Genomic DNA, 22,585 nt, shown 5'->3' with positions numbered 1-22,585 from the left:
GGCCAAGAACGTCGACGGCCTGATCGTCGGCGGCGGCATCGCCAACACCTTCATGCTGGCCGCGGGCCTGAAGATCGGCAAGAGCCTGGCCGAGCCCGACCTGCTGGGCGAAGCCACGGCGGTGATCGCGGCCATGAAGGCGCGCGGCGCCGAGGTGCCGATCCCCGAGGACGTGGTCTGCGCCAAGGCCTTCGCCGCGGATGCACCCGCGACGGTCAAAGCCGCCACCGAGGTGGCCGACGACGACCTGATCCTGGACATCGGCCCCAAGACCGCGGCCAAGCTGGCCGAGAAACTGAAGCAGGCCGGCACCATCGTCTGGAACGGCCCGGTGGGCGTGTTCGAGTTCGCGGCCTTCGAGAACGGCACCAAGGTGATCGCGCAAGCCATCGCCGAGTCCAGCGCCTTCAGCATCGCCGGCGGTGGCGACACGCTGGCGGCGATTGCCAAGTACGGCATCGAGAAGGACGTGGGCTACATCTCCACCGGCGGCGGCGCCTTCCTGGAAGTGCTGGAAGGCAAGACGCTGCCGGCGTTTGAAGTGCTCGCGCGCCGCGCGGCCTGACCGGCTCAGTCGGCGGCCATGTTCAGGCGCAGGCCGGTCTGACGCACCACGTCCTGCCAGCGCTCGCCCTCGGCGAGCAGCAGGTCGTGCAACTCGCCCGGCGTCGAGGTCTGCACCTGGGCGCCTTCGGCCTGCATGCGGGCCGCCACCTCCGGGTCGCGCAGCACCGTGTTGAGCGCGGTGTTGAGCTGGCGCGTGACGCTGTGCGGCGTCTTGGCCGGCGCGAACAGCGCGTACCACTGGGTCATGGCCACACCCGGCACCCCGGCTTCCGACAGCGTCGGCACATCGGGGCAGGCCGCCAGCCGCTCGGTGCCCGCCACCGCCAGGGCCTTCAGCCGCTTGCTGCGCAGGTAGGGCAGGGCCGTGAACAGGCTCGGGAACATCAGCTGCACCAGGCCGTTGGCCACATCCGCGATCGCCGGCCCGGCGCCTGAGAAGTCGGCCCGGGTCAGTCGCGTGCCGGTCTGCAGCTGGAACAGCTCGGCCGCCAGGTGCGGCACCGTGCCTTCGCCGGCCGAGGCGTAGGCCATGGGCGCCGGCGCGTCGCGCAGCAGCCGCACCAGCGAGGCCACATCGTCCACCGGCAGCGCCGCCGGCACCACCAGCAGCGTGGGCGAATAGCCGATCAGACCCACCGGCGAAAAGTCCGCCACCGGGTCGTAGCGCAGCTTCTGCAACGCGGGGTTGATGCCGTGGGTGGCGATGTAGCCGAACATCAGGGTGTGGCCGTCGGGTTCGGCGGCGGCCACGTATTCGGCGGCGATGCTGCCGTTGGCGCCCGCCCGGTTGTCCACCACCAGCGGCTGGCCCAGCAGGGGGCCCAGCTTGCGCGTGAGCGTGCGCGCCATGGTGTCGTTGCCGCCGCCCGCGCTGGTCGGCACGATGATGTGCAGCTCGTGCTGCGGAAAGTTGCGCACCGCGCTGGACGCCGACGGCGCCACGCTGCCGGGCACCGCCGCCGCGGGCGGGAACACATAGCCCGGCAGGTGCAGCATGCCCTGCATGATCTTGCGCGCGGTGCGCACCAGGGCGGCGCTCTTGACCTCGATGGCCTCGCCTTCGCCTTCGATGTCCACCGCCACATCGATCTGGCCGGCCGGGTGCAGCACCACCAGCGCATGGCGGCCCGCCTGGCGCGCGATGCCGCTGGCCACCGTGCCCGGCAGGGCAAACGCCGTGGCCACGCCGATGGCGCCGGTGACCGCGTGCGAGGCGTGGCACTTGTGCGGCGTGAAGTAGCGCGAGGTGATGCTCTCCAGCGTGTCGCCCGCGCTCACCAGCACCGGCTTGGGCACCACGCTGTTGGACACGTCGCCCAGGCCCATGCGCCGGCCGGCCTCCAGCCGCAGGGCCTCGATGCGTTCCAGCAAGGCTTTGTTGGCGTCCAGCTCGGCCGGGCGTTCGCGGCCGGTGAGACCCAGATCGAAGGCGCGCAGGATCATCAGCGGCATGGCCGCGTCGATGCAGGTCACCTCCAGGCCGTCGATGGTGTCGATGCGCTGGCCGGTGGGAAACACCTGGCCCGTGACCGCGCCCCAGGCGTCGAGGAAGTTCAGCAGGATGGGCGCCGCGGTGCCGGCCACGCCGTCGATGCGCGCGTCGCCGTCGTAGCTGACCTTGCCGCCCGGCGTGCGAACCGTGGCCTCGATCTGCGAGCCGGTGTTCACGTTGTGGATGCGGACCGTGGTGCTGCCGTCCTGCGCGGCGATCAGCCCCTGCTCGATGGCGAACGGCGCCACGCCCGAGAGCATGTTGCCGCAGTTGGGCCGCGTGTCCACCGAGCGGTGGCCGACGCCGACCTGGGCGAACAGGTAGTCGAGGTCACAGCCCGGCACGCTGGAACGCGAGACGATGGCGACCTTGCTGTTGAGCGTGCTGCCACCGCCCAGGCCGTCCAGCTGCAGCGGGTCGGAGGCGCCGATGGCGCCGATCAGCGCCTGGTCGCGCGCCTCGTCGCCTTCGGGCAGCCAGTCGCGCAGGAAGAACGGCCCGCGCGAGGTGCCGGCGCGCATCAGCACGCAGGGGATGGAGAGGGCCATGGTGTGCTCAGTCTGCGGTGATCCTGGCCTTGACCACCACGTTCTTCCACTTGGCGAGCTCGGTCTTCACCAGGCTGCCCAGCTGCTCGGGCGTGCTGGTCTCGACATCCGCGCCGTGGTCCTCCATGCGCTTGATGACCTCCTTGTCGGCCAGCACTTCGTTGATGGACTTGTTGAGCTTGGCGATCACGTCCTTCGGTGTCTTTGCGGGCGCGAAGATCGCGTACCACTGCTGCACCTCGACGCCGTCGACACCGGCTTCCTTCATGGTCGGCACGTCGGGCAGCAGCGGCGAGCGCTTCGGACCGGCGATGGCCAGCGCCTTGAGCTTGCCGCCCTTGACGTGCGGCAGGGCCGAGAACAGGCTGGGGAACATGAACTGCGTCTGACCACCCAGGGTGTCGTTGATCGCGGGCGACGAGCCCTTGTAGGGCACGCCGATCATCTCGACGCCCGCGTTGAGCTTGAACAGCTCGCCCGCAAAGTGCGGCGCGGTGCCGTTGCCGGCGGTGGCGTAGACGTAGCGCTCGGGTTTGGCCTTGAGCTGGGCCACCAGGTCCTTCACATCCTTCACGCCCACAGCGGCGTTGGCCACCATCAGTGTGCCCGAGTAGCCCACCAGGGCCACCGGCTCGAAGTCGGTCACCGGGTCGTAGCGCAGCTTCTGCAGCGCCGGGTTCATGGCGTGGGTGGCGATGTAGCCCAGCATCAGCGTGTGGCCATCGGGCGCGGCGCGGGCCACGAACTCGCTGGCGATGGCGCCGTTGGCGCCGGCCTTGTTCTCCACGATCACGCTCTGGCCCAGCATGGGTGCCAGCTTCTGCGCGATGGTGCGGGCCATCAGGTCGTTGCCGCCGCCGGCGGCGGTGGGCACGACGATGGTGACGTTCTTGCTGGGGAAACCCTGGGCGGCGCTGGTGAGGGCGGTGAGGGCGAGGGCGATGGCGGTGAGGGTGGACTTCATGGATTTGTCTCCGGTGTTGGGGAAAGTGGGCGAATGATCCGTCGCCCGGAGATGTCTGTGAATTGCATAGTTGGGATCGATTGATCCACAATGTGCATCAATCAGAAACCCCGTGTCCAGCACCTCCCATGTCCGTCCATTTCGATCTCAACGACCTCATGGCGTTCCGCGCGGTGGCCGAACTCGGCAACTTCCGCAAGGCGGCCGAATCGGTCCACATCTCGCAGCCGGCCTTCAGCCGCCGCATCGACAAGCTGGAGCAGGCGCTGGGTGTGCGCCTGCTGGAGCGCAGCACGCGGCGCGTCAGCCTGACGGTGGTGGGGCGCGACTTCGACCGCCAGCTGCGCCAGATCCTCGACGCGCTGGACACCACGCTGCTGGGCATCCGCGGCGTGGCCGCCACGCGCATGGGCGAGGTCACCATCGCGGCTGTGCCCTCGGCGGTGAACTACTTTCTCTCCAGTGTGATCGCGCGTTACCACGAGCGCTACCCGCGGGTGCGCGTGAAGATCATCGACGAGAGCGCCAACACGGTGCTGCTGGCGGTGGCGCGCGGCGAGGCCGACTTCGGCCTGAACTTCGTGGGCTCGCAGGAGGGCGATGTGGAGTTCAAGCCGCTGGTGGAGGAGCAGTTCGTGGCGGCCTGCCGGCGCGACCACCCGCTGGCGAAGAAGCGCCAGGTGCGCTGGGCCGAGCTGGCGCAATACGACTACATCGCGGCCGACAAGGTCTCGGGCAACCGCCTGCTGCTGGACCAGGCCCTGGCCGGCATGGCCGAGCAGCCGCACAGCCTGTACGAAACGCGGCACGGCACGACCATGATCGGCCTGGTGGAGGCGGGGCTGGGCGTGGCGGTGGTGCCCTCGATGGCCATGCCCGCCAAGGACCACCCGCTGCTGGCCAGCGTGCCGCTGGTGGACCCGGTGGTCAAGCGCATGGTGGGCCTGATCAAGCGCCGCTCGACCGTGCTCACACCGGCGGCGCAGGAGTTCTACAACCTCTGTGCCGAGATGCAGACCGGCAAGCCGCGCCGGCGCGCGCGCAAGGCCGCGGCCTGACACGGCCTGCAGTGGCTCAGGGCTTGCGGAGTTTCAGGGCTTGCGGAGTTTCAGGGCTTGCGCGTGGGAATGCGCAGCACCACCCAGGCGCCGACCGCGCCCAGCACCACCAGCACCACCTGTGCGATCCAGCGGTGGCGGAAGCTCCAGATCGAGAAGCTCACCATCACCAGCATCGAGACCACGGCGATGGTCTTGGTGCGCCGCGTGAGGCTGCGGTTGGCCTCCCAGTCGCGCAGCATCGGGCCGGTGAGCCGGTGGTTGAGCAGCCAGGCGTGCAACCGCGGCGAGGCTTTCGCATAGCAGGCCGCGGCCAGCAGGATGAAGGGCGTGGTGGGCAGTCCGGGCAGCACCACGCCGATCAGGCCCAGCACCAGCGACACCGAGCCGGCGACCCAGAGCAGGCCGCGCACCAGGCGAGAGTGGTGGACCGGCGCCGCGCCCTGGTCGCCTTGGCTCATGAGGCGAACAGGCCCAGCGGGTGGTGTGCCACGGCGATGCTGGCCATGAAGCCGACCACGGCCAGCGCGGCGACAAAACAGAGCGCCTTGGCGCCGCGCGTGGGGGCGCGCTTGAGCGCCAGCGTGCCGAGCACGATGTAGACGATCAGCAGCACCAGCTTGGCCAGCAGCCAGTGGTTCTGCGTGGGGTTGAGCTGCAGCAGCCACCACAGCGTGCCGCCGGCCAGCAGCAGCAGCGAGTCGATGACCGGTGCCAGGCCGCGCGCCCAGCCGGTCATGGGCCAGGCCTGCCCCGCCAGCACGCCCAGACCGCGCAAGGTGAACAGCGCGACGCTGAGCGTCACCAGGGTGATGTGCAGGGTCCGCACCGTGGGGTAGAGAACGGCGATCAGTTCGGGCGAGGGCATGGTCCGCGCATCATAGGCGGCTGCAGCGGCAGAGCGTGGTTGCGTCAGTTCAGGAAGGGGTAATCGGTGTACCCCTCGGCGCCACCACCGTAGAAGGTCATCTTGTCGGGTTTGTTGAACGGACCGCCGGCCTTCAGGCGCGCCACCAGGTCGGGGTTGGCGATGTAGGGGCGGCCGAAGGCCACCAGGTCGGCGCCGTCGGCCAGGGCCTGCTGCGCCAGCGCCAGGTCGTAGCCGTTGTTGACCATCCAGGCGCCGCTGCCGCCGGCCGCGCGGTAGGCGGCCTTGAACGCGGCGTAGTCGAAGGGCCGATCGGCCAGCTCGCGGGGGCCGCCGGTGGCGCCTTCGATCACGTGCACATAGGCCAGGCCCACCGGCCCGAGCGCGCGCGCCACGTGGTCGAACAGCGGCTGAGGGTCGGCGTCGACGATGTCGTTGGCCGGCGTGACGGGTGAGAGGCGGATGCCGGTGCGGCCGCCGCCGATGGCCTCGGTCACCGCGGACACCACCTCCAGCAGCAGGCGCGCGCGGTTCTCGATGGAACCGCCGTAGGCGTCGGTGCGCTGGTTGGCGCCGGTCTTGAGGAACTGGTCGAGCAGGTAGCCGTTGGCGGCGTGGATCTCGACACCGTCGAAGCCCGCTTCAATGGCGGCCTGCGCAGCGCGGCGGTAGTCGTCCACGATGCCCGGCAGCTCGTCCAGTTGCAGCGCGCGCGGCGCCGAGGTGTCCACGAAGGTCGGCACGCCGTCCTTGAGCAGCACGGTCTTGGTCTTGGCCGTCACAGCCGAGGGCGCGACGGGTGCGCCGCCGCCGGGCTGCAGCTCGTTGTGCGAGACGCGGCCCACGTGCCAGAGCTGGGTCACGATCTTGCCGCCGGCCGCGTGCACGGCGCTCGTCACGGCCTGCCAGCCCGCGATCTGCTCGGGCGCGTACAGGCCGGGCACGTCGGCGTAGCCCTGGCCCTGGTGGCTGATGGCGGTGGCTTCGGTGACCAGCAGGCCGGCGCTGGCGCGCTGGGTGTAGTAGGTCGCCATCAGTGGCGTGGGCACCGCGTTCGGTGCGCGGTTGCGCGTGAGCGGGGCCATGACGATGCGGTTGGCGAGCTGCAGGTCGCCGGCGGTGGTGGGGTCAAAGAGGGTGGTCATGTGAACAACGGTGTGTAAGACGGACAAACGGCGCACAGCCTAGCGCGGGCCGGCTGGGGTGCCGGTCCGGCCGGCGACAAATCCCTTCGGTGCCCCGGCCATCGCGCCGGCGACCGCACACCGCGCACGACAGGCGGACAATCCCGCGCATGAAACCTCTGCATTCCATCCGCCTGTCCATGCTCGACCTGGTCGCCGTGCGCGAAGGCGGCACGGTGGCCGACGCGCTGGCCATCGCGCTGCGCACCGCACAGCACGCCGAGCGCCTGGGCTTCACCCGCTACTGGCTGGCCGAGCACCACAACATGAGCGGCATCGCCAGCTCGGCCACCGCCGTGCTGGTCGGCCACATCGCGGGCGGCACGCAGACCATCCGCGTCGGCTCGGGCGGCGTGATGCTGCCCAACCATGCGCCGCTGGTGGTGGCCGAGGCCTTCGGCACCCTGGCCGAGCTGCACCCCGGCCGCATCGACCTGGGCCTGGGCCGTGCGCCCGGCACCGACCCGCTGACCATGCGCGCGCTGCGCCGCGACCGCGTCGAGACCGAAGAAGACTTCCCGCGCGACGTGGCCGAGCTGCAGCGCCTGCTGGACGACCCGCAGCCCGGCCAGCGCCTGATCGCCATGCCCGGCGCGGGCACCAAGGTGCCGATCTGGCTGCTGGGCTCCAGCCTGTTCTCGGCCCAGCTGGCGGCCGAGCGCGGCCTGCCCTACGCCTTCGCCTCGCACTTCGCGCCGCGCTACCTGCTGCAGGCGCTGCAGATGTACCGGCAGAACTTCAAACCGTCGAAGGTGCTGGACAAGCCCTACGCCGTGGTCGGCGTGCCGCTGATCGCCGCGCCCACCGACGACGAGGCGGAGTACCTGGCCAGCAGCACCTACCAGCGCGTGCTGGGCATCCTCACCGGCCGGCGCGGCCAGCTGCCGGCGCCAGTCGAGGGCTTCATGGACCGGCTGGACACGCAGGCGCGCGCGGCCATCGCCGACTTCCTGGCCTGCGCCGTGGTGGGCGGGCCGGAGACGGTGCGCGCCGGCCTGCAGCAGCTGGCCGACGCCACCCAGGCCGACGAGTTCATGCTGGTGAGCGACGTGTTCGACCCCGCGCTGCGCCTGCGCTCGCTGGACATCGCGGCCGAGGCGATGGGGCTCAGTTCAGCGGTGGCGCCGGTGGTGCAGGCGGCAACGATCCCCTGAGCCATTCGCGCGGCGAGTGCCCGGTCTTGGCGGCGAAGGCGCGGCTCAGCGCCGAGGGGTTGGCGTAGCCCAGCTCGCTCGCCAGCTGCTTGATGGAGCTGCCCCGCGCCAGGCCCGTCTGCGCCAGCCCGATGCGCCAGTCGCTCAGGTAGTCCGCCGGCGTCTGGCCCACCAGCTGCCGGAACTGGCTGGTGAAGCTGGTGCGCGACATGCCGGCCACCACCGCCAGCTGCTCCACGCTCCAGGGCTCGCCGGGCGCGTCGTGCATGGCCACGATGGCCCGCGCCAGCCGCGGGTCCGACAGGCCCGTGACCAGACCGGGCGGTACGCCGGCCTCGCGCGGGTGGTCGAGCAGCCAGCGCAGCGTCTGGATCAGCACCACCTCGAACAGCCGGTCGGCCAGCAGGCGGTGGCCGCAGCGCACACGGGCGGTCTCGGCGAACAGCAGCTCCAGCGAAGCCCCCAGCCCCTCGACCTCGTCCAGCGACAGCACGATGGCGCCGGGCAGGGTGCGCACCAGCGGGTGGGCCGGACCGCCCTCGAACCACAGCTGCGCACAGGTGAAGTCGGCGCCTTCGATGGGCGGGTTGTGGAAGTGGTGGGCGATGGCGCGCGGGTAGAACAGCAGCGCGGGCGCGCTCAGGTGCAGGCGCAGCGGCACAGCCTGCCGCGGCGGGTGCGTGACATCGAGCGTGCCCCGGCGCAGCAGGTGCAGGTAGCCCATGCCCGGCGGCGGCGTGAAGCTCTGCACCCCGCAGAGCGTGCCGGTGAACGACAGCTCGGCGCGCACGGGAAAACGCTCCAGCAGGCCGGACAGGCGGTCGATGGGCGGGGGCGGGACGGTCATGCCAGGGTTTGGACGAAAGGGTATGAATTCTGTACGAAATGATCCCATCTGAACAGGTTGCAACCCGACACTGGGTGTCACGGATCGCCGCCCGGCGGCCCGCCCTCCATCCCCTACCCAGGAGTCTTTCATGCGTTCTGTCCGTCTGCACACCCCCCTGAACACCGCCCTGCTGGCGGCCGCCCTCGCCGCCGCCGGCCCTGCCCTGGCCGACGGCTCCCACGGCCACACCGGCGGCATCGCGACCGCGCCGGCCAAAGCGGTCCACGCGCCCTTCGACGTGGTGCACACCCGCATCACCACCGAGGACAACGCCCTGGTGTTCCACATGCAGGTCTCGGGCAAGGCCGGGCGCACGCGGCCCACGAAGTCGGGCCAGCTGGCCGGCAGCAAGGTGTTCTCCTACGTCTGGCCCACCAGCCTGGACCCGGCCGAGGTCGGCTTCGAGCCCAAGACCGGCATCCTGGCCTTTGCCGTCACCGCCCACCCCGACTTCGACGACACGCCGCTGTTCGACGAGAACGGCGACGGCCACCTGAAGAACGACGGCGGCGTGTGGCACTCGCACTGGGTGGTGCTGCAGCCGGACGAGGCCTGCGGCAAGGACTCGCTCAAGGTGGTCGACATTCCCGAAGGCAGCCGGCCGCGCCTGCCCAGGACCTGGCCGGGTCTGCCGCTGCTGATCGACAGCCCCGGCTGGAGCCCGTCGTTCGCGCGCGGCAGCGTGAGCGTGCGTGTGCCCTTCGACAACGTGTCGGCGCTGCAGGCCACGAAATTCGACGGTGTCACCGCGGCCCTGCGCGTGAACGCCAGCGTGCACGCCCCGCTGCTGTGCGTGGCCCAGGTGTTCAAGGTGGCCTCGGGCGACCTGTCGCTGCCGGGCCAGGTGGACCGCTGAACAAACACCGGCGCGGTTACAGCCTCGGTGGCGTGCGCATCTGCTCCGGCGTCGTGAAGTAGGCCGACAGCGAGCCCAGCCGCTCGCGCGCCTGCGCGAACTCGTGCCGCGCCACGCTGCGCAGGTGCACCTCGTCCGGGCCGTCGAGCAGGTGCAGGGCGCGGCCCCAGGTCCAGAACTGCGCCAGCGGCGTGTCGGGCGACAGGCCCATGGCGCCGAAGACCTGCATCGCGCGGTCCACCACGCGGGTCTGCAGGCCGGCGGCCACCACCTTGATCGCCGCGACCTGCGCGCGCACGGCGGCCGGCTCGGCCTGTTCGGGGTGGTCCAGCAGCCAGGCGCAGCGCAGCACCAGCAGACGCGCCTGGTCGATCTCGATGCGCGAGTGCGCAATCCACTCCTGCACGTTGGCGTAGTCGGCCAGGTGGTGGCCGAAGCTGCGCCGCTCCAGCGCGCGCTCGGTGGCCAGGGCCAGCGCCAGCTCGCACTGGCCGATGGTGCGCATGCAGTGGTGCACCCGGCCGGGGCCGAGCCGCGCCTGCGCCATCGCGAAGCCGTGGCCCCAGTCGCCCAGCAGGTGGTCGGCCGGCACGCGCACGCCGCGCAGCACAATTTCGCAATGGCCTTCGGGCGCGTGGTGGTGCACCACCGGGATGTTGCGCACCACCTCCAGCCCCGGCGTGCCCATGGGCACCAGCACCATGCTGTGCTGGTGGTGGGCATCCTCACTGGCGTCGTCGTCCCCGTCGGCGTTGCGCGCCATCACGATCAGCACGCGGCAGTTGGGGTGCGCCACGCCGGTGATGAACCACTTGCGGCCGCTGAGCACGAGGTCATTGCCCTCGCGCCGCACCGTGGTCTGCAGGTTGGTCGGGTCGGACGAGGCCACGTCGGGCTCGGACATCGCAAACGCCGAGCGGATCTCGCCGTGCAGCAGCGGCATCAGCCAGCGTTCGCGCTGCGACGGGGTGGCGAAGCGGTGCAGCAGTTCCATGTTGCCGGTGTCGGGCGCGCTGCAGTTGAACACCTCGGCCGCCCAGCTCAGTTTGCCCATGGCCTCGGCCAGCGGCGCGTAGTCGAGGTTGGCCAGGCGCGTGCCCGGCTCGTCGGCGCGCAGGCCGGGCAGGAACAGGTTCCACAGCCCTTCCTCTTTCGCCAGCGTCTTGAGGTCTTCCAGGAAGGGCGGCGGGTACTGCCCGTCCTGCACCGCCTGGTGCCAGGCCGCGTTGTGCGGCAACACATAGGTCAGCAGGAACTGGTCCAGCTGGCGCAGCAGCGCCTGTGCGCGGGGGCTGTGTTCGAAGTCCATGGCGGGATTGTTCGCCCGGGTGCGGGGCGCCGTCCGCACCTGGGCGACACACCGGCCCCGGTCGGTCACGGGCTTGATGCAGGTCAAGCCGTTTCGGAGCGGAAAAAGGGGCTGGCGATGGCCTTCTGATGCAGCCGACCTTGCGGCAAATCAAACTACCTATGGTGTCTGGTGGGTACCTTAGACACCATAGGTAGCGTCCAAGGAGGATTTGCATGAACGATTCGATGGTGTCCGGCTGGCCGCGCGAGGTGCTCAAGCGCTCGGGGCTCCGGGAGGCCTTCAACGCCGACAAGATCCGCTCCGCGCTGGCGCGCGCGGGGCAGGCCAGCGGGGAATTCGACGGGGCCGAGGCGCAGCTGCTGTGCGCGCAGGTGGTCAAGGTTCTGGGTCACCGCTTCAATGGCGCGGCGCCGACCATCGAGCAGATCCAGGACGTGGTCGAGCAGACCCTGATCGCGGCCAACCACCTGCGCACGGCGCGCGGCTACATCGTCTACCGCGAGCAGCACGCCCAGCTGCGCAGCGACCGCCAGACCCTGGTGGACGTCGAGGCCTCGATCAACGAGTACCTCACGCGCGCCGACTGGCGCGTCAACGCCAACGCCAACCAGGGCTATTCGCTGGGCGGCCTGATCCTCAACGTGGCCGGCAAGGTCACGGCCAACTACTGGCTCTCGCACGTCTACACGCCCGAGATCGGCGCGGCCCACCGCGACGGCGACATCCACATCCACGACCTCGACATGCTCAGCGGCTACTGCGCGGGCTGGTCGCTGCGCACCCTGCTCAACGAGGGCCTCAACGGTGTGCCGGGCAAGGTGGAGTCGGGTCCGCCGAAGCACCTCTCGTCGGCGGTCGGGCAGATCGTCAACTTCCTGGGCACGCTGCAGAACGAGTGGGCGGGCGCGCAGGCCTTCTCCTCCTTCGACACCTACCTGGCGCCCTACGTGCGACAGGACCGCATGGACTACGCACAGGTGCGCCAGTGCATCCAGGAGCTGGTCTACAACCTCAACGTGCCCTCGCGCTGGGGCACACAGACGCCGTTCACCAACCTCACCTTCGACTGGGTCTGCCCCGAAGACCTGCGCGAACAGGTGCCCGTGATCGCCGGTGTGGAAATGCCGTTCTGCTACGGCGAGCTGCAGGCCGAGATGGACCTGATCAACCGCGCCTACATCGACGTCATGACCACGGGCGACGCCAAGGGCCGCGTGTTCACCTTCCCCATTCCCACCTACAACATCACGCCCGACTTCCCCTGGGAGAGCGAGAACGCGCGGCGCCTGTTCGACATGACGGCCAAGTACGGCCTGCCGTACTTCCAGAACTTCATCAACTCCGAGCTGCAGCCGAACATGGTGCGCTCCATGTGCTGCCGCCTGCAGCTGGATTTGCGCGAACTGCTCAAGCGCGGCAACGGCCTGTTCGGCAGCGCCGAGCAGACCGGCAGCTTGGGCGTGGTCACGGTGAACTGCGCGCGCCTGGGCCACCTGCACGCAGGTGACGAGGCCGGCCTGCTGGCCGCGCTGGACCGCCTGCTGGAACTGGGCAAACAGAGCCTGGAGACCAAGCGCAAGCTGATCCAGCGCCTCATGGACCAGGGCCTGTTCCCCTACACCAAACGTTACCTGGGCACGCTGCGCAACCACTTCAGCACCCTGGGCGTGAACGGCATCAACGAGATGGTGCGCAACTTCAGCGGCGACGCGCACGACATCACCACCGACGAGGGCCACGCCTTCGCGCTGCGCTTCCTCGACCACGTGCGTGCGCGCATCGTCGCGTTCCAGGAGGAGACTGGCCACCTATACAACCTCGAGGCCACCCCGGCCGAGGGCACCACCTACCGCTTCGCGCGCGAGGACCGCAAGCGCTGGCCCTGCATCCTGCAGGCCGGCACGCCCGAGCAGCCCTACTACACCAACTCGTCGCAGCTGCCCGTGGGCTTCACCGACGACCCGTTCGAGGCGCTGGAGCGCCAGGCCCCGCTGCAGCGCCAGTACACCGGCGGCACCGTGCTGCACCTGTACATGGGCGAGCGCCTGAGCAGCGGCGACGCCTGCCGCGCCCTGGTGCAGCGGGCGCTGACGAACTTCCGCCTGCCCTACATCACCGTCACGCCCACCTTCTCCATCTGTCCCACCCACGGCTACCTGGCCGGCGAACACCCGTTCTGCCCGAAATGCGACGCCGAGAAACTGGCCGCCAAACGCCAGCTGCAGGCGGCCTGACACACCGTTCTCCAACCACCCCACAAGGAAACCACCATGAACGCATCCACACCCGCCACCGTCCCCGCCCATGCCCAGGACGTCGCCCTGCGCGACGACGAGCGCCAGCCCTGCGAGGTCTGGACCCGCGTCATGGGCTACCACCGTCCGGTGAGCAGCTTCAACCGGGGCAAGCAGGGTGAACACGCCGAGCGGCGCTTCTTTGCCGAACCCGGCCGTGCCGCCTGAGGCGTCGAGTGCGGCGCGGCGCGGGGCCGACGCCCTGCGCATCGGCGGGCTGACGCGGCTGACCGGGATCGACTTCCCCGGCCGGCTGGCGGCCGTGGTGTTCCTGCAGGGCTGTCCGTGGCGCTGCGTGTACTGCCACAACCCGGCCCTGCTGGACGCGGCGGTGCCCGGTGCCCTGTCCTGGCCGGCGGTGCGGGCCTTCCTGCAGCAGCGCCGCGGGCTGCTCGACGGCGTGATCTTCTCGGGCGGCGAGCCGACCCTTCAGGCGGCGTTGGTGCCCGCCCTGGCCGAGGCGCGGGCCATGGGCCACGCCACCGGTCTGCACACCGGCGGCATGTACCCGCAGCGCCTGGCGCAGGCGCTGGCGCACCTGGACTGGGTGGGGCTGGACGTCAAGGCGCCCCGGCACCTGCACGACACCGTCACCGGCGCGCGCGGGGGTGCCGGGCGCGCCGCGCGCAGCCTGCGCCTGCTGCTGGACAGCGGCGTGGCCCTGGAGTGCCGCACCACCTGGCACGCCGGCCTGTTCGGGCGCGACGACCTGTTCCGCCTGGCCGATGAGCTGGCCGCACAGTCGGTGCGCCACTGGGTGCTGCAGACCTGCCGCGGCCCGGCGTCCTCGCGGGACGTGCTGGACGCTTCAGACCTGGCGGCGCTGGCTTTGCGCTTCGAGCGCTTCGAGTGCCGCTGAGCGCATGCCGCAGGTGGTCACGCACGCGAGCGCAGCTGGCGCCTCATTTCCGCTCGCTGCTGCGCCTGGCGCATGCCCAGCGCAGCTGGGTCTCCACCTGTCAGAAAGGAGGCCAGCGCCGGTGCGGTGGGAAAGCGGTAGATGTCCACGACCTGCACATCCCTCCCCAGCAGGGGGCGCAGATGCTGTGCAAGTTCCAGCGCCTTGAGCGAGTTGCACCCGAGCTCGAAGAAGTTGCCGCTTCTGTCCAGCTCTCCGGCGCCAAGCACGTGCACAAGGGCCTTGGTGATGACGGCTTCGATGTGGGCGCTGCCCGCGCCGGCGATGCTTGATGACGGATCGTCTGGAAAGTCCGGCTGCAAGCCATGGGCTTCCATCGAACCGGACGGCGCGTGGTGAGGTGTTGCGCTCAGAACCTGGGCGGCCACGCCCATGGCCGTCGCTCTTTCCGGCACGTCGGTGTAGACCATGCAGTTGGCTCCGATCGTCGCTCCGGCGCCGATGCGCAAGTCGGGCAGGATGCTGGCGTTGGAGCCCACGTACGCCCGGTCCCCGAGCGTCACCCGGGCATTGATCACGGCGTTGGGCGCAACCACGCAGCCTCGGCCGATGCGGGCGCCGTGACCGGCCACCGCTCCGATCAGCAGCACGGACGCTGGTCCGATGCGGGCTTCGGCACCAACGGACGCATGCGGGTAGATGGTCACGTCCGATGCCACCTCTGCTCCGAACAGGTCGACACCGGGGTGGATCAGCGAGGTGAACGGAATGCCGTACTGCCCGATTTTTTCCTGTGCCCGGGCGCGCCCATCGGTGGTGCGGGTGACCAGGTTCACGACCTCGGAGCAGTTGGCATCCACACCGGCCAGATGGCTGATCGGTCCTGCGACCTCCAGGCCGAGACGCGTCGTGCCGTGCTTGGACGGGTCGTCGTCGAGCAGCACGATCCTCTGCCAGCGCGGAGATGTGCGGTTGACGGTCAGTGCCAGACGAATGCCCTCGCCATTGCCCACGCCACAAAGGAAAAGAGCGTCTTTCATGGCGCTCTCACGTGCGCGAGCAGACGGGCTCAAGGGGGACCGCCCCGGATTCCGGCCGCACACGCTCGGCGGCGCCCGTCATCCAGTCCGTGCAGGTCTTGCAGCGCTCGGGCAGGGCGTCAAAACTGCGTGCCAGATGAAGATCCCGATAGCCACCCAGGCGGGCCCAGAGATCGCTCAGAGACGCGTGCCACGCGTTGCCTTCGCCTTCCTCGCCCTCGGTGTCGCCCGGGCAGCGCGGAATCCGTCCATCCCAGAAGACATGCATCATCGTGATCGCCCATGGGCAGGGGATCCGGTTTTCAGGCGTGATGGCCAGGCCCGTATCGAACTTGCCGCCCCAGCTGAGCTGACGGCGGACCTTGACGACCGCATTGCGCTCCAGCCAGTGCGCCTTGTATGCATCGACTTCAGACGCGTTGTCGTCCATCACGATGAACTGCGTCTGGATCGCGACCGGCAGACCGCGCGCATCGCGGCGGGCCAGCAGCCGCTCGGCGTTGGCGTAGACCACGTCCCGGTTGGCTTTCACCCGGTATTTTTCGAAGGACTGCTTGGAGAACCCGTCGATACCGAAGACCACCAGGTGCACGCCCGAATCCAGCAAGGCATCGTCCAGCTCCGGTGTGAGCAACATGCCGTTGGTGTTGACATTGAGCGACTGGAGGCCGACGGATCGGCCGTAGCTCAGGCAGCGAAACAGCAGTGCGGGTTCGAGCAACGGCTCACCGCAGAAAGAGAACCAGCACTCGGTGTCTGGCGCCGTCGCAGCGATCTCGTCGGCGCACTTCTTCCAGAGCTCGAAGGGCATCACGCCTTTGGGGCGTTTCATGTTCGGGTGGTGGCACATCGAACACGCCAGATTGCACTCGGCGCACAGCTCGACGGCAAACTTCTTCGGGAACGGAAACCGCCGGAGCGTTCTTGCGATGTTTTCAAGATCAGCATGGGCCATGGCGTTCTCCTGGATCAGGAAGGCGGGGCCTTGGTGGCGAAACCGACCAAGTCCGCGAACGTTAGTGGTGGCCGATCGGCCCGCTGTTGATCTGGCTCAATGGCCCATGGCTTGATCTGACTCAAGCCGGATCAGGTCTGGCGCCTCACCGTTTGCCAGACGAAGCCCGCGCGACGTCAGCGGTACAGCTCCTGCACCGCCTGCTCGTACAGGCCGGTCAGCTGGTCCATGACCTCGTACATGCGTTCGCTGGTGGTGGCCACCGTCTGCAGGGCATCGCCCTGGCCGGGCTTGCGCAGGGCCTGGTCGAAGAACAGCCACTGGCCGCGCGCCAGTTCCAGCTGCTGGCGGATCGACGGGGTGGACAGGGGGGCGCTGGCCAGATAGGTCAGGCCCTCGTCGAACTCGCGCCGGGCGGCCTCCAGCTGCTGCGCCTGGCCGGCCGCCGCGGTGCCGCCGGCGGCCTGCAGGAAGTGGGCGCGGGCGGCGCGCTGGGACAGCATGCGCTGGCGTCCGGCCACGTTGACCACCCGGGCGCCGCTCTGCTTGCTCTGTTTCTCGAACGCGGTGGTGAGCTCGTCGGCGGACTTGAGCATGTCGTCGGCCGAGCGCACCACGTCGTCGATGCGGGGCGGCGCTCCGCTGCCGGCCGTGAGCACGAGCAAGCGCTCGGCATGGCCCTGCAGGCGCGGCATCAGGGGCTGGGTGTCGGCGCTCAGGGGCTGGCGTCTCAGCTCGTCCAGGCTGCTCCCGATCAGCTGGCGGCACTGGCGCATGACATCGCTGGCGCGCTCGGGCAGCACGCCCAGGGTGGACTGGACGTGCAGCTTGGCCACGCGCTGCGACAGTGCGCGCAGGCGGCCGGCGCGGTTGATGGCGGTGCCCAGCGGCAGTGCCGGGCCGGACGGGGTGTTTTGGGTGTGGCCGGTGCCGGCGAGCAGCGAGGTGCCCAGCAGGGCCAGAAGGTGACGGCGTTGCATGGTTCGTTCAGGTGTTGGTCGGAAAACGTCAGAGCCCCAGGCCCTCGGCCAGCGCGTCCATGCGCGCGGTGACGGCCGGGTCCATGTGCATCGTGCGGCCCCATTCGCGGCTGGTCTCGCCGGGCCACTTGTTGGTCGCGTCCAGGCCCATCTTGCTGCCCAGGCCGCTGACGGGCGAGGCGAAGTCGAGGTAGTCGATGGGTGTGTGTTCGATGGTGAAGCTGTCGCGCGCCGGGTCCATGCGCGTGCTCATGGCCCAGACCACGTCCTTCCAATCGCGCACGTCGATGTCCTCGTCCACCACGACGATGAACTTGGTGTACATGAACTGGCGCAGGTGGCTCCAGACGCCCATCATCACGCGCCGCGCGTGGCCGGCGTAGGCCTTGCGGATGCTGACCACGGCCATGCGGTAGCTGCAGGCCTCGGGCGGTAGGTGGAAGTCCACGATCTCGGGGAACTGGCGCTGCAGCAGCGGGATGAAGAGCTCGTTCATCGCCACGCCCAGAACGGCCGGCTCGTCGGGCGGCTTGCCGGTGTAGGTGGAGTGGTAGATCGCGTCGCGCCGGCGTGTGATGCGCTCGACCGTGAACACCGGGAACTCGGCGCGTTCGTTGTAGTAGCCGGTGTGGTCACCGTACGGGCCTTCGAGCGCGTGCTGATAGCCGCTGGGGTGGGCCGGGTCGGGGTGGATGTGGCCTTCGAGCACGATCTCGGCCGTGGCCGGCACGCGCAGCGGCACGCCGATGGCGGGCGCCACCTCGGTGCGCGCGCCGCGCAGCAGGCCGGCGAACTGGTACTCGCTCAGGCTGTCGGGCACGGGGGTGACGGCGCCGAGGATGGTGGCCGGGTCGGCGCCGATGGCGACGGCCACCGGGTAGGGCTGGCCGGGGTGCAGGCGGCCGTGTTCGCGGAAGTCCTGCGCGCCGCCGCGGTGCGCCAGCCAGCGCATGATGAGCTGGTTGCGCGAGAGCAGCTGCTGGCGGTAGATGCCCAGGTTCTGTCGCGGCTTGTGCGGCCCCTGGGTGATGACCAGGCCCCAGGTGATCAGCGGCGCCACGTCGCCCGGCCAGCAGTGCTGGATCGGCAGTTGCGCCAGGTCCACGTCCTCGCCCTCGATCACCACGGCCTGGCAGGGCGCGTGCCGTACTTCGCGCGGACTCATGTGCCAGAGCGATTTGACGAGATCGCCCAGGCCGGCCATCTCGCGCAGGCCGCGCGGCGCCTCGGGCTCTTTCAGCCGCGCCAGCACCTCGCCGAAGCGGCGCAGATCGCCCACGTCGGCCACGCCCATGGCACGCGCCACGCGCGCGGTGGTGCCGAACAGGTTTGCCAGCACCGGCATGGTGTGGCCGGTGGGGTTTTCAAACAGCAGGGCCGGGCCGCCGGCGCGCAGCACGCGGTCGCACAGCGCGGTCATCTCCAGCTGCGGCGACACCGGTTCGCGCACGCGCCTGAGTTCGCCCGCGGCTTCGAGTTGCGCGACGAAATCGCGCAGGTCCTTGTAGGTCATGCGGATTCGGCTTCCAGCCCCGCCCAACGCTCGCTCAGCGTGTGCGGTACATCCAGCAGGTCGAGCACGCGTGCCACGCTGGCGTTGACGATGTCGTCCACGCTCTGCGGCCGCAAGTAGAAGGCCGGCACCGGCGGGCAGACGATGGCGCCCATCTCGGTGACGGCGGTCATGTTGCGCAGGTGGCCCAGGTGCAGCGGCGTCTCGCGCGCCATCAGCACCAGCCGGCGGCGCTCCTTGAGCATCACGTCGGCGGCGCGCGTGACCAGGTTGTCGCTCAGGCCGTGCGCGATGGCCGCGAGCGTGCGCATGGAACACGGCGCCACCACCATGCCGCCGCAGCGGAACGAGCCGCTGGCCGGGCCGGCGCCGATGTCGGCCGCGTCGTGCAGCGTGTGCACCAGCGGGCGCAGCGTCTGCGGGTCGGCGTGCAGTTCGTGGCGCAGGGTCTGCCAGCCGGCGTCGGAAACCACCGCGTGGGTTTCGACGTCGGACACGGTCTGCAGCGCCTGCAGCAGGCGCAGGCCGTAGACCGCACCGCTGGCGCCGGTGATGGCCACCAGCAGGCGGCGTGTTTCAGTCGGGGGTGGGTTCATCGGGTGCGGGTGCGGGCAGCTTCTGCAGGTCGCTGCGCACGCGGAACAGCACGGCCTCGGCCTGCTCGGGGTCGAAGTCCTCGTGCAAGCGCTTGCGCACGCCGTACAGGTTCAGCTGGTGGTGCTGGGTGGGGTTGACGCCGTGGCGCTGCAGGCAGTGGCGCGCGCATTCGAGCGGGCAGCCGTCGAGCACCACGATGGCGCGGCCCGATTGCGCGGTCTTGATCAGCGACGGCACATCGCCGCCCACGCCCGCGATGCAGGACATTTCCGCGATGCCGGTGCGGTCCAGCCGCACGGCGACGTGGTTGGCCAGCTGCGCGGCGCTGGAGCAGCCCGAGCAGGAATAGACGATGGGCAGCGCCTTGCGCTCAGCGGGGTCCATGGGTCGGGCCAAAGGGGCGCAGCCGCTGCAGCCGCGCGAACACGGCCGACGGCGCCCACTGTGCGGGCTCGAACACCGGCAGCTCCAGCGCGTCGAGCGCGTTCTTCACCACCAGGCCGAGCTCGGTGTCGCCTTCCATGGACAGGCGGCGGTTGAAGAACAGGGTGTCGGGGTCGTCCAGCCGCCGGGCCAGGCGCAGGAAGTCGTGCGCGTTCGCGCTCAGCGTGAGGTCGGGGGACTGCTGTGGCGCGCAGGCGCGGAACTGGCCGTCCTGTCCGCGGAAGTCGAAGCGCAGGCCGGCGTCGCGCACCTGGATGCGGATGCGCCGGCCGTTCAGGTGCGCGCCCACGTCGGCCGGCAGCTGTCGCGCCAGCACCAGGTTCAGGCCGGTGACCAGCAGCAGCGAGCCGGGGTAGGGCGGCAGGCGGGTGAGCAGACCGGCCAGTGGGGGCGGCACGGTGAAGCGGCGGTCGGATGGGGCAGCAGTCATGGTGGGCGGCATGGCCTCAGGCCACGTAGAGCAGGAAGGTGAAGAAGTGGCAGGAACTGCCACCGAGTACGAACAGGTGCCAGATGCCGTGGCTGTGGCGCAGGCGTTCGTCGGCCACGTAGAAGGCGACGCCGCCGGTGTAGAGCGCGCCGCCGGCCGCCAGCCAGGCGAATCCGCCCGGCCCCAGCGCCTGCCACAGCGGCACCACCGCGGCCAGCGCCAGCCAGCCCATGAGCACGTACAGCGCCAGCGACAGGCGCCGCGCGCCGCGGGCCAGCCAGATTTCCTGCGCGATGCCCAGCACGGCCAGCGACCAGACCACGCCCAGCAGCGTCCAGCCCCAGGGGCCGCGCAGCGACACCAGGGCGAAAGGCGTGTAGCTGCCGGCGATCAGCAGGTAGATGCTGCAGTGGTCCAGCTTCTGGAACACCGCCTTGGCGCGGCCGCGCAGCGCGTGGTAGAGCGTGGAGGCGCCGTAGAGCGCGATGAGCATGGCACCGTAGATGCTGAAGGCCACGATGCGCCAGGCATCGCCCTGCAGCGAGGCGTGGGTGATGAGCACCGCGGCGCCGGCCACGGCCAGGAACACCCCGACCAGGTGGCTGATGCTGTTGAAACGTTCGCCGTGCACCATGGCGTCAGGCGGGGACCGCGTGGTGGGGCTCGACCCGGTCCAGCCCCGGACGGCCATGCCAGTAGCCGTTGCAGTCGGGCTGGTCGTCGCCCGAGGCCGGCAGCAGGGGCAGCAGCGCGTCGCGCGCGGCTCCGGGTGTGAGGGTGCCCTGGCGCAGCGCGTCGTACAGCGCCACGATCTCGGCCGTGTGCTGCGCCTGCGGGCTGATGCGGGCCACGTCCACGCCGAGCGCGGCCAGATCGTCCCAGGCGTCGATCAGGCTGTGCACCCGGGCCGACTGGGTCTGGATGCCGTTGAGCACCAGGAAGTCGGCCTGCTCGCGCGTCTGCATCATCAGGCCGTCGGGGTGGTCGATGCAGCTGAAGCGGCAGTCGTCCTTGGGCAGGTTGCGGTGGCGCGCGGTGAAGCAGCGGGCCGAGAACGCCAGCGGCAGGCGGCCGTGCGCGAACACCTCGGTCTGCAGGCCTGCGGGGCGCTCGCGCTGCAACAGGGCGAGGTCGTCGCGCTTCATCTCCAGCGGCGCGACCCAGCGCGTGGCGCCTTGTTCCGCCATCCAGTGCAGCGCCGGCGCGTTGTAGATGTTCAGGTGCGGCCCGGCCACGAAGGGCTTGTGCCCTGCCAGCGCACCGACCGCACCCATGTCGTTGGCCTCTACAGGGAAGTCCCCGTTCGCGGCGATCTTCTGCATCGCGCCCACGTCCGAGCCCGACTCCAGCAGCACCAGGGTCGAGAGCACGGGCGTCTTGCCCGCCTCGCGCAGCAGCTGCGCCACATCCAGCCAGTCCGACAGCCGCAGCTCGTGCCGGCGCGAGCAGGTCACTTCGCCGAGGTAGACGATGTCCACCGCCGTCGCGGCCATGGCCTCGTAGAAATCGAACACCGTGCTGCGCGGCCAGTAGTACTGCAGCGGCCCGAGAGAGAGTTGCATGGTCATTTCCAGGGGCGGTGGTAGGCACCGAGGGTGTGTTGCTGGCCTTCGGCCACCTGGTCCAGCGCGGCCATCCACTGGCCCTTGGGCGTGTAGTGCTGGGGCTGGGCCGCGCAGCTGTCGATGGCCTCGCGCCAGACCTTGGTGACCTGCGCCACATAGGCCGGGCTGCGCTGGCGGCCTTCGATCTTGATCGCGCGCACGCCCATCTGCGCCAGCTGCGGCAGCAGCGACAAGGTGTTCAGGCTGGTGGGTTCCTCGATCGCGTAGTAGCTGTGGTCGTCCTCGACGTCGAAGCGGCCCTTGCACAGCGTCGGGTAGCCGGCGCTCTCGCCGGGCGCGTAGCGGTCGATCAGCACGCCGTTCAGGCGCGACTCCAGGCCCTTGGGGGTTTCCTGCCAGCGCACCGCCTTGGCGGGCGAGCACACGCCGTGCGTGTTGGGCGATTCGCCGGTCACGTAGGACGAGAGCGCGCAGCGGCCTTCGACCATCACGCACAGGCTGCCGAAGCCGAACACCTCGATTTCCACCGGCGTCTTCTGCACCAGCAGGCGCACCTGTTCGAGCGAGAGCACACGCGGCAGCACGGCGCGCGAGATGCCGAACCGCCGGTGGTAGAAGTTGATCGCCTCGTGGTTGGTGGCCGAGCCCTGCACCGACAGGTGCAGCCGCAGCTGCGGGTGGCGCTGCACTGCGTAGGCCATCAGGCCGGGGTCGGCCAGGATGACGGCGTCCACGCCCAGGGTGACGGCCTTGTCCAGCGCCTGCTGCCAGCGCTGCGGCTGGCCGGCCTGCGGGTAGGTGTTGATGGCCATGAAAACCTGGCGGCCGCGCTGGTGCGCGTAGGCGATGCCGCTGGCGATGCCGGCGTCGTCGAAGTTCAGGCCGGCGAAGTTGCGCGCGTTGGTGGCGTCGCGCAGGCCGAGGTAGACACAGCTGGCGCCGTGGTCGATGGCGGCCTTGAGGGCGGGCAGGCTGCCGGCGGGGCAGACGAGATCCATGGGTGGTGAACGGGTTGG

The 22,585-nt window shown here is 70.1% G+C and carries 24 protein-coding genes; 7 read left to right on the top strand and 17 right to left on the bottom strand.

Translation table 11 applies throughout. From position 1 onward, the window contains the following. Positions 1-565, top strand: a 565-nt coding sequence (pgk, locus tag HPS01S_RS13940) for a phosphoglycerate kinase (protein WP_084397376.1), incomplete at its 5' end; no start/stop codon positions are given. Positions 566-570: 5 nt separating this feature from the next. On the opposite strand, the gene HPS01S_RS13935 is transcribed toward pgk, so the two are convergent. After that, entirely contained in the window at positions 571-2,607 is a 2,037-nt protein-coding gene (locus HPS01S_RS13935) for a 4-oxalomesaconate tautomerase (protein ID WP_066157131.1), read from the bottom strand. Between the two features lie 7 nt (positions 2,608-2,614). After that, positions 2,615-3,571 carry a Bug family tripartite tricarboxylate transporter substrate binding protein gene (locus HPS01S_RS13930; RefSeq protein WP_066157128.1) on the bottom strand — a complete coding sequence of 319 codons (957 nt, stop codon included), beginning with the start codon at positions 3,569-3,571 and terminating at the stop codon, positions 2,615-2,617. A 128-nt stretch (positions 3,572-3,699) separates the two neighbouring features. Between HPS01S_RS13930 and HPS01S_RS13925 the strand changes: the two genes are divergently transcribed. Then, positions 3,700-4,629, top strand: coding sequence for a LysR family transcriptional regulator (locus HPS01S_RS13925; RefSeq protein ID WP_066157125.1), 930 nt, complete (start codon positions 3,700-3,702; stop codon positions 4,627-4,629). Positions 4,630-4,679: 50 nt separating this feature from the next. Here the strand turns inward: HPS01S_RS13925 and HPS01S_RS13920 are convergent, their stop codons facing one another. The 3 genes from HPS01S_RS13920 to HPS01S_RS13910 are packed head-to-tail and all read right to left on the bottom strand — an operon-like array spanning position 4,680 to position 6,642. Continuing rightward, positions 4,680-5,090 carry a YbaN family protein gene (locus tag HPS01S_RS13920; protein WP_066157122.1) on the bottom strand — a complete coding sequence of 137 codons (411 nt, stop codon included), beginning with the start codon at positions 5,088-5,090 and terminating at the stop codon, positions 4,680-4,682. Further along, positions 5,087-5,497 (bottom strand): SirB2 family protein, encoded by a 411-nt coding sequence (locus HPS01S_RS13915; protein ID WP_066157118.1) that lies wholly within the window; start codon positions 5,495-5,497, stop codon positions 5,087-5,089. The genes HPS01S_RS13920 and HPS01S_RS13915 overlap by 4 nt, the downstream gene beginning before the upstream one ends. Before the next feature lie 44 nt (positions 5,498-5,541). Next, a complete protein-coding gene (locus tag HPS01S_RS13910) occupies positions 5,542-6,642 on the bottom strand; it encodes an alkene reductase (protein WP_066157115.1) in 1,101 nt (366 codons plus the stop codon). 149 nt (positions 6,643-6,791) lie between these two features. Between HPS01S_RS13910 and HPS01S_RS13905 the strand changes: the two genes are divergently transcribed. Beyond that, positions 6,792-7,835, top strand: coding sequence for an LLM class flavin-dependent oxidoreductase (locus tag HPS01S_RS13905; RefSeq protein ID WP_066157112.1), 1,044 nt, complete (start codon positions 6,792-6,794; stop codon positions 7,833-7,835). On the opposite strand, the gene HPS01S_RS13900 is transcribed toward HPS01S_RS13905, so the two are convergent. After that, entirely contained in the window at positions 7,789-8,682 is an 894-nt protein-coding gene (locus tag HPS01S_RS13900) for an AraC family transcriptional regulator (protein ID WP_066157110.1), read from the bottom strand. The two genes, HPS01S_RS13905 and HPS01S_RS13900, sit on opposite strands and share 47 nt — an antisense overlap. 130 nt (positions 8,683-8,812) lie before the next feature. On the opposite strand from HPS01S_RS13900, the gene HPS01S_RS13895 reads away from it, so the two are divergent. After that, positions 8,813-9,580 carry a hypothetical protein gene (locus HPS01S_RS13895; protein WP_066157105.1) on the top strand — a complete coding sequence of 256 codons (768 nt, stop codon included), beginning with the start codon at positions 8,813-8,815 and terminating at the stop codon, positions 9,578-9,580. 16 nt (positions 9,581-9,596) lie between these two features. Here HPS01S_RS13895 and HPS01S_RS13890 read toward each other — a convergent pair whose 3' ends face one another. Beyond that, positions 9,597-10,889, bottom strand: coding sequence for an acyl-CoA dehydrogenase family protein (locus HPS01S_RS13890; protein WP_066157195.1), 1,293 nt, complete (start codon positions 10,887-10,889; stop codon positions 9,597-9,599). Between the two features lie 215 nt (positions 10,890-11,104). On the opposite strand from HPS01S_RS13890, the gene HPS01S_RS13885 reads away from it, so the two are divergent. From HPS01S_RS13885 to HPS01S_RS13875, 3 genes are read left to right on the top strand one after another with little or no spacing between them, the layout of a single operon-like run. After that, on the top strand, positions 11,105-13,126 hold the full coding sequence (locus HPS01S_RS13885; RefSeq protein ID WP_066157102.1) for a ribonucleoside triphosphate reductase: 2,022 nt from the start codon (positions 11,105-11,107) through the stop codon (positions 13,124-13,126). Between the two features lie 36 nt (positions 13,127-13,162). Continuing rightward, complete coding sequence (gene nrdD, locus HPS01S_RS13880; protein WP_066157099.1) at positions 13,163-13,354, top strand: anaerobic ribonucleoside-triphosphate reductase; 192 nt, start codon at positions 13,163-13,165, stop codon at positions 13,352-13,354. Continuing rightward, a complete protein-coding gene (locus HPS01S_RS13875; protein WP_066157192.1) occupies positions 13,344-14,045 on the top strand; it encodes an anaerobic ribonucleoside-triphosphate reductase activating protein in 702 nt (233 codons plus the stop codon). Before nrdD ends, HPS01S_RS13875 begins: the two co-directional genes overlap by 11 nt. A 17-nt stretch (positions 14,046-14,062) precedes the next feature. Here the strand turns inward: HPS01S_RS13875 and HPS01S_RS13870 are convergent, their stop codons facing one another. The 10 genes from HPS01S_RS13870 to ubiU all read right to left on the bottom strand — a co-directional run bounded on the left by HPS01S_RS13870 (position 14,063) and on the right by ubiU (position 22,567). Beyond that, positions 14,063-15,085, bottom strand: a complete 1,023-nt coding sequence (locus HPS01S_RS13870; protein WP_084397374.1) for a phosphopantetheine-binding protein — start codon at positions 15,083-15,085, stop codon at positions 14,063-14,065. A 7-nt stretch (positions 15,086-15,092) separates the two neighbouring features. After that, on the bottom strand, positions 15,093-16,040 hold the full coding sequence (locus HPS01S_RS13865; protein WP_084397373.1) for a radical SAM/SPASM domain-containing protein: 948 nt from the start codon (positions 16,038-16,040) through the stop codon (positions 15,093-15,095). 176 nt (positions 16,041-16,216) lie between these two features. After that, positions 16,217-17,020 carry a type IV pili methyl-accepting chemotaxis transducer N-terminal domain-containing protein gene (locus HPS01S_RS13860; RefSeq protein ID WP_066157089.1) on the bottom strand — a complete coding sequence of 268 codons (804 nt, stop codon included), beginning with the start codon at positions 17,018-17,020 and terminating at the stop codon, positions 16,217-16,219. A gap of 28 nt (positions 17,021-17,048) precedes the next feature. Then, a complete protein-coding gene (gene ubiD / locus HPS01S_RS13855) occupies positions 17,049-18,533 on the bottom strand; it encodes a 4-hydroxy-3-polyprenylbenzoate decarboxylase (RefSeq protein WP_066157087.1) in 1,485 nt (494 codons plus the stop codon). Then, positions 18,530-19,129, bottom strand: a complete 600-nt coding sequence (locus HPS01S_RS13850) for a UbiX family flavin prenyltransferase (RefSeq protein ID WP_066157084.1) — start codon at positions 19,127-19,129, stop codon at positions 18,530-18,532. The genes ubiD and HPS01S_RS13850 overlap by 4 nt, the downstream gene beginning before the upstream one ends. Beyond that, positions 19,110-19,514 carry a putative zinc-binding protein gene (locus tag HPS01S_RS13845; RefSeq protein ID WP_066157080.1) on the bottom strand — a complete coding sequence of 135 codons (405 nt, stop codon included), beginning with the start codon at positions 19,512-19,514 and terminating at the stop codon, positions 19,110-19,112. The genes HPS01S_RS13850 and HPS01S_RS13845 overlap by 20 nt, the downstream gene beginning before the upstream one ends. Beyond that, positions 19,501-20,004, bottom strand: a complete 504-nt coding sequence (gene ubiT, locus HPS01S_RS13840; RefSeq protein WP_066157189.1) for a ubiquinone anaerobic biosynthesis accessory factor UbiT — start codon at positions 20,002-20,004, stop codon at positions 19,501-19,503. Before ubiT ends, HPS01S_RS13845 begins: the two co-directional genes overlap by 14 nt. A 16-nt stretch (positions 20,005-20,020) precedes the next feature. After that, the gene (gene trhA / locus HPS01S_RS13835; RefSeq protein WP_066157187.1) at positions 20,021-20,638 is read right to left on the bottom strand and encodes a PAQR family membrane homeostasis protein TrhA; all 618 of its coding nucleotides are present in this window, start codon (positions 20,636-20,638) and stop codon (positions 20,021-20,023) included. A 4-nt stretch (positions 20,639-20,642) separates the two neighbouring features. Beyond that, positions 20,643-21,566, bottom strand: a complete 924-nt coding sequence (ubiV, locus tag HPS01S_RS13830; RefSeq protein ID WP_066157077.1) for a ubiquinone anaerobic biosynthesis protein UbiV — start codon at positions 21,564-21,566, stop codon at positions 20,643-20,645. A gap of 2 nt (positions 21,567-21,568) precedes the next feature. Further along, positions 21,569-22,567, bottom strand: coding sequence for a ubiquinone anaerobic biosynthesis protein UbiU (gene ubiU / locus HPS01S_RS13825; RefSeq protein WP_066157074.1), 999 nt, complete (start codon positions 22,565-22,567; stop codon positions 21,569-21,571). Between the last annotated feature and the right edge of the window lie 18 nt (positions 22,568-22,585).

Origin of the sequence: Hydrogenophaga pseudoflava NBRC 102511, assembly GCF_001592285.1 — a bacterium.
Lineage (GTDB): Bacteria > Pseudomonadota > Gammaproteobacteria > Burkholderiales > Burkholderiaceae_C > Hydrogenophaga > Hydrogenophaga pseudoflava.
Note: the sequence above shows the minus strand (reverse complement) of the source record. Positions and strands in the feature narration are given on the sequence as shown.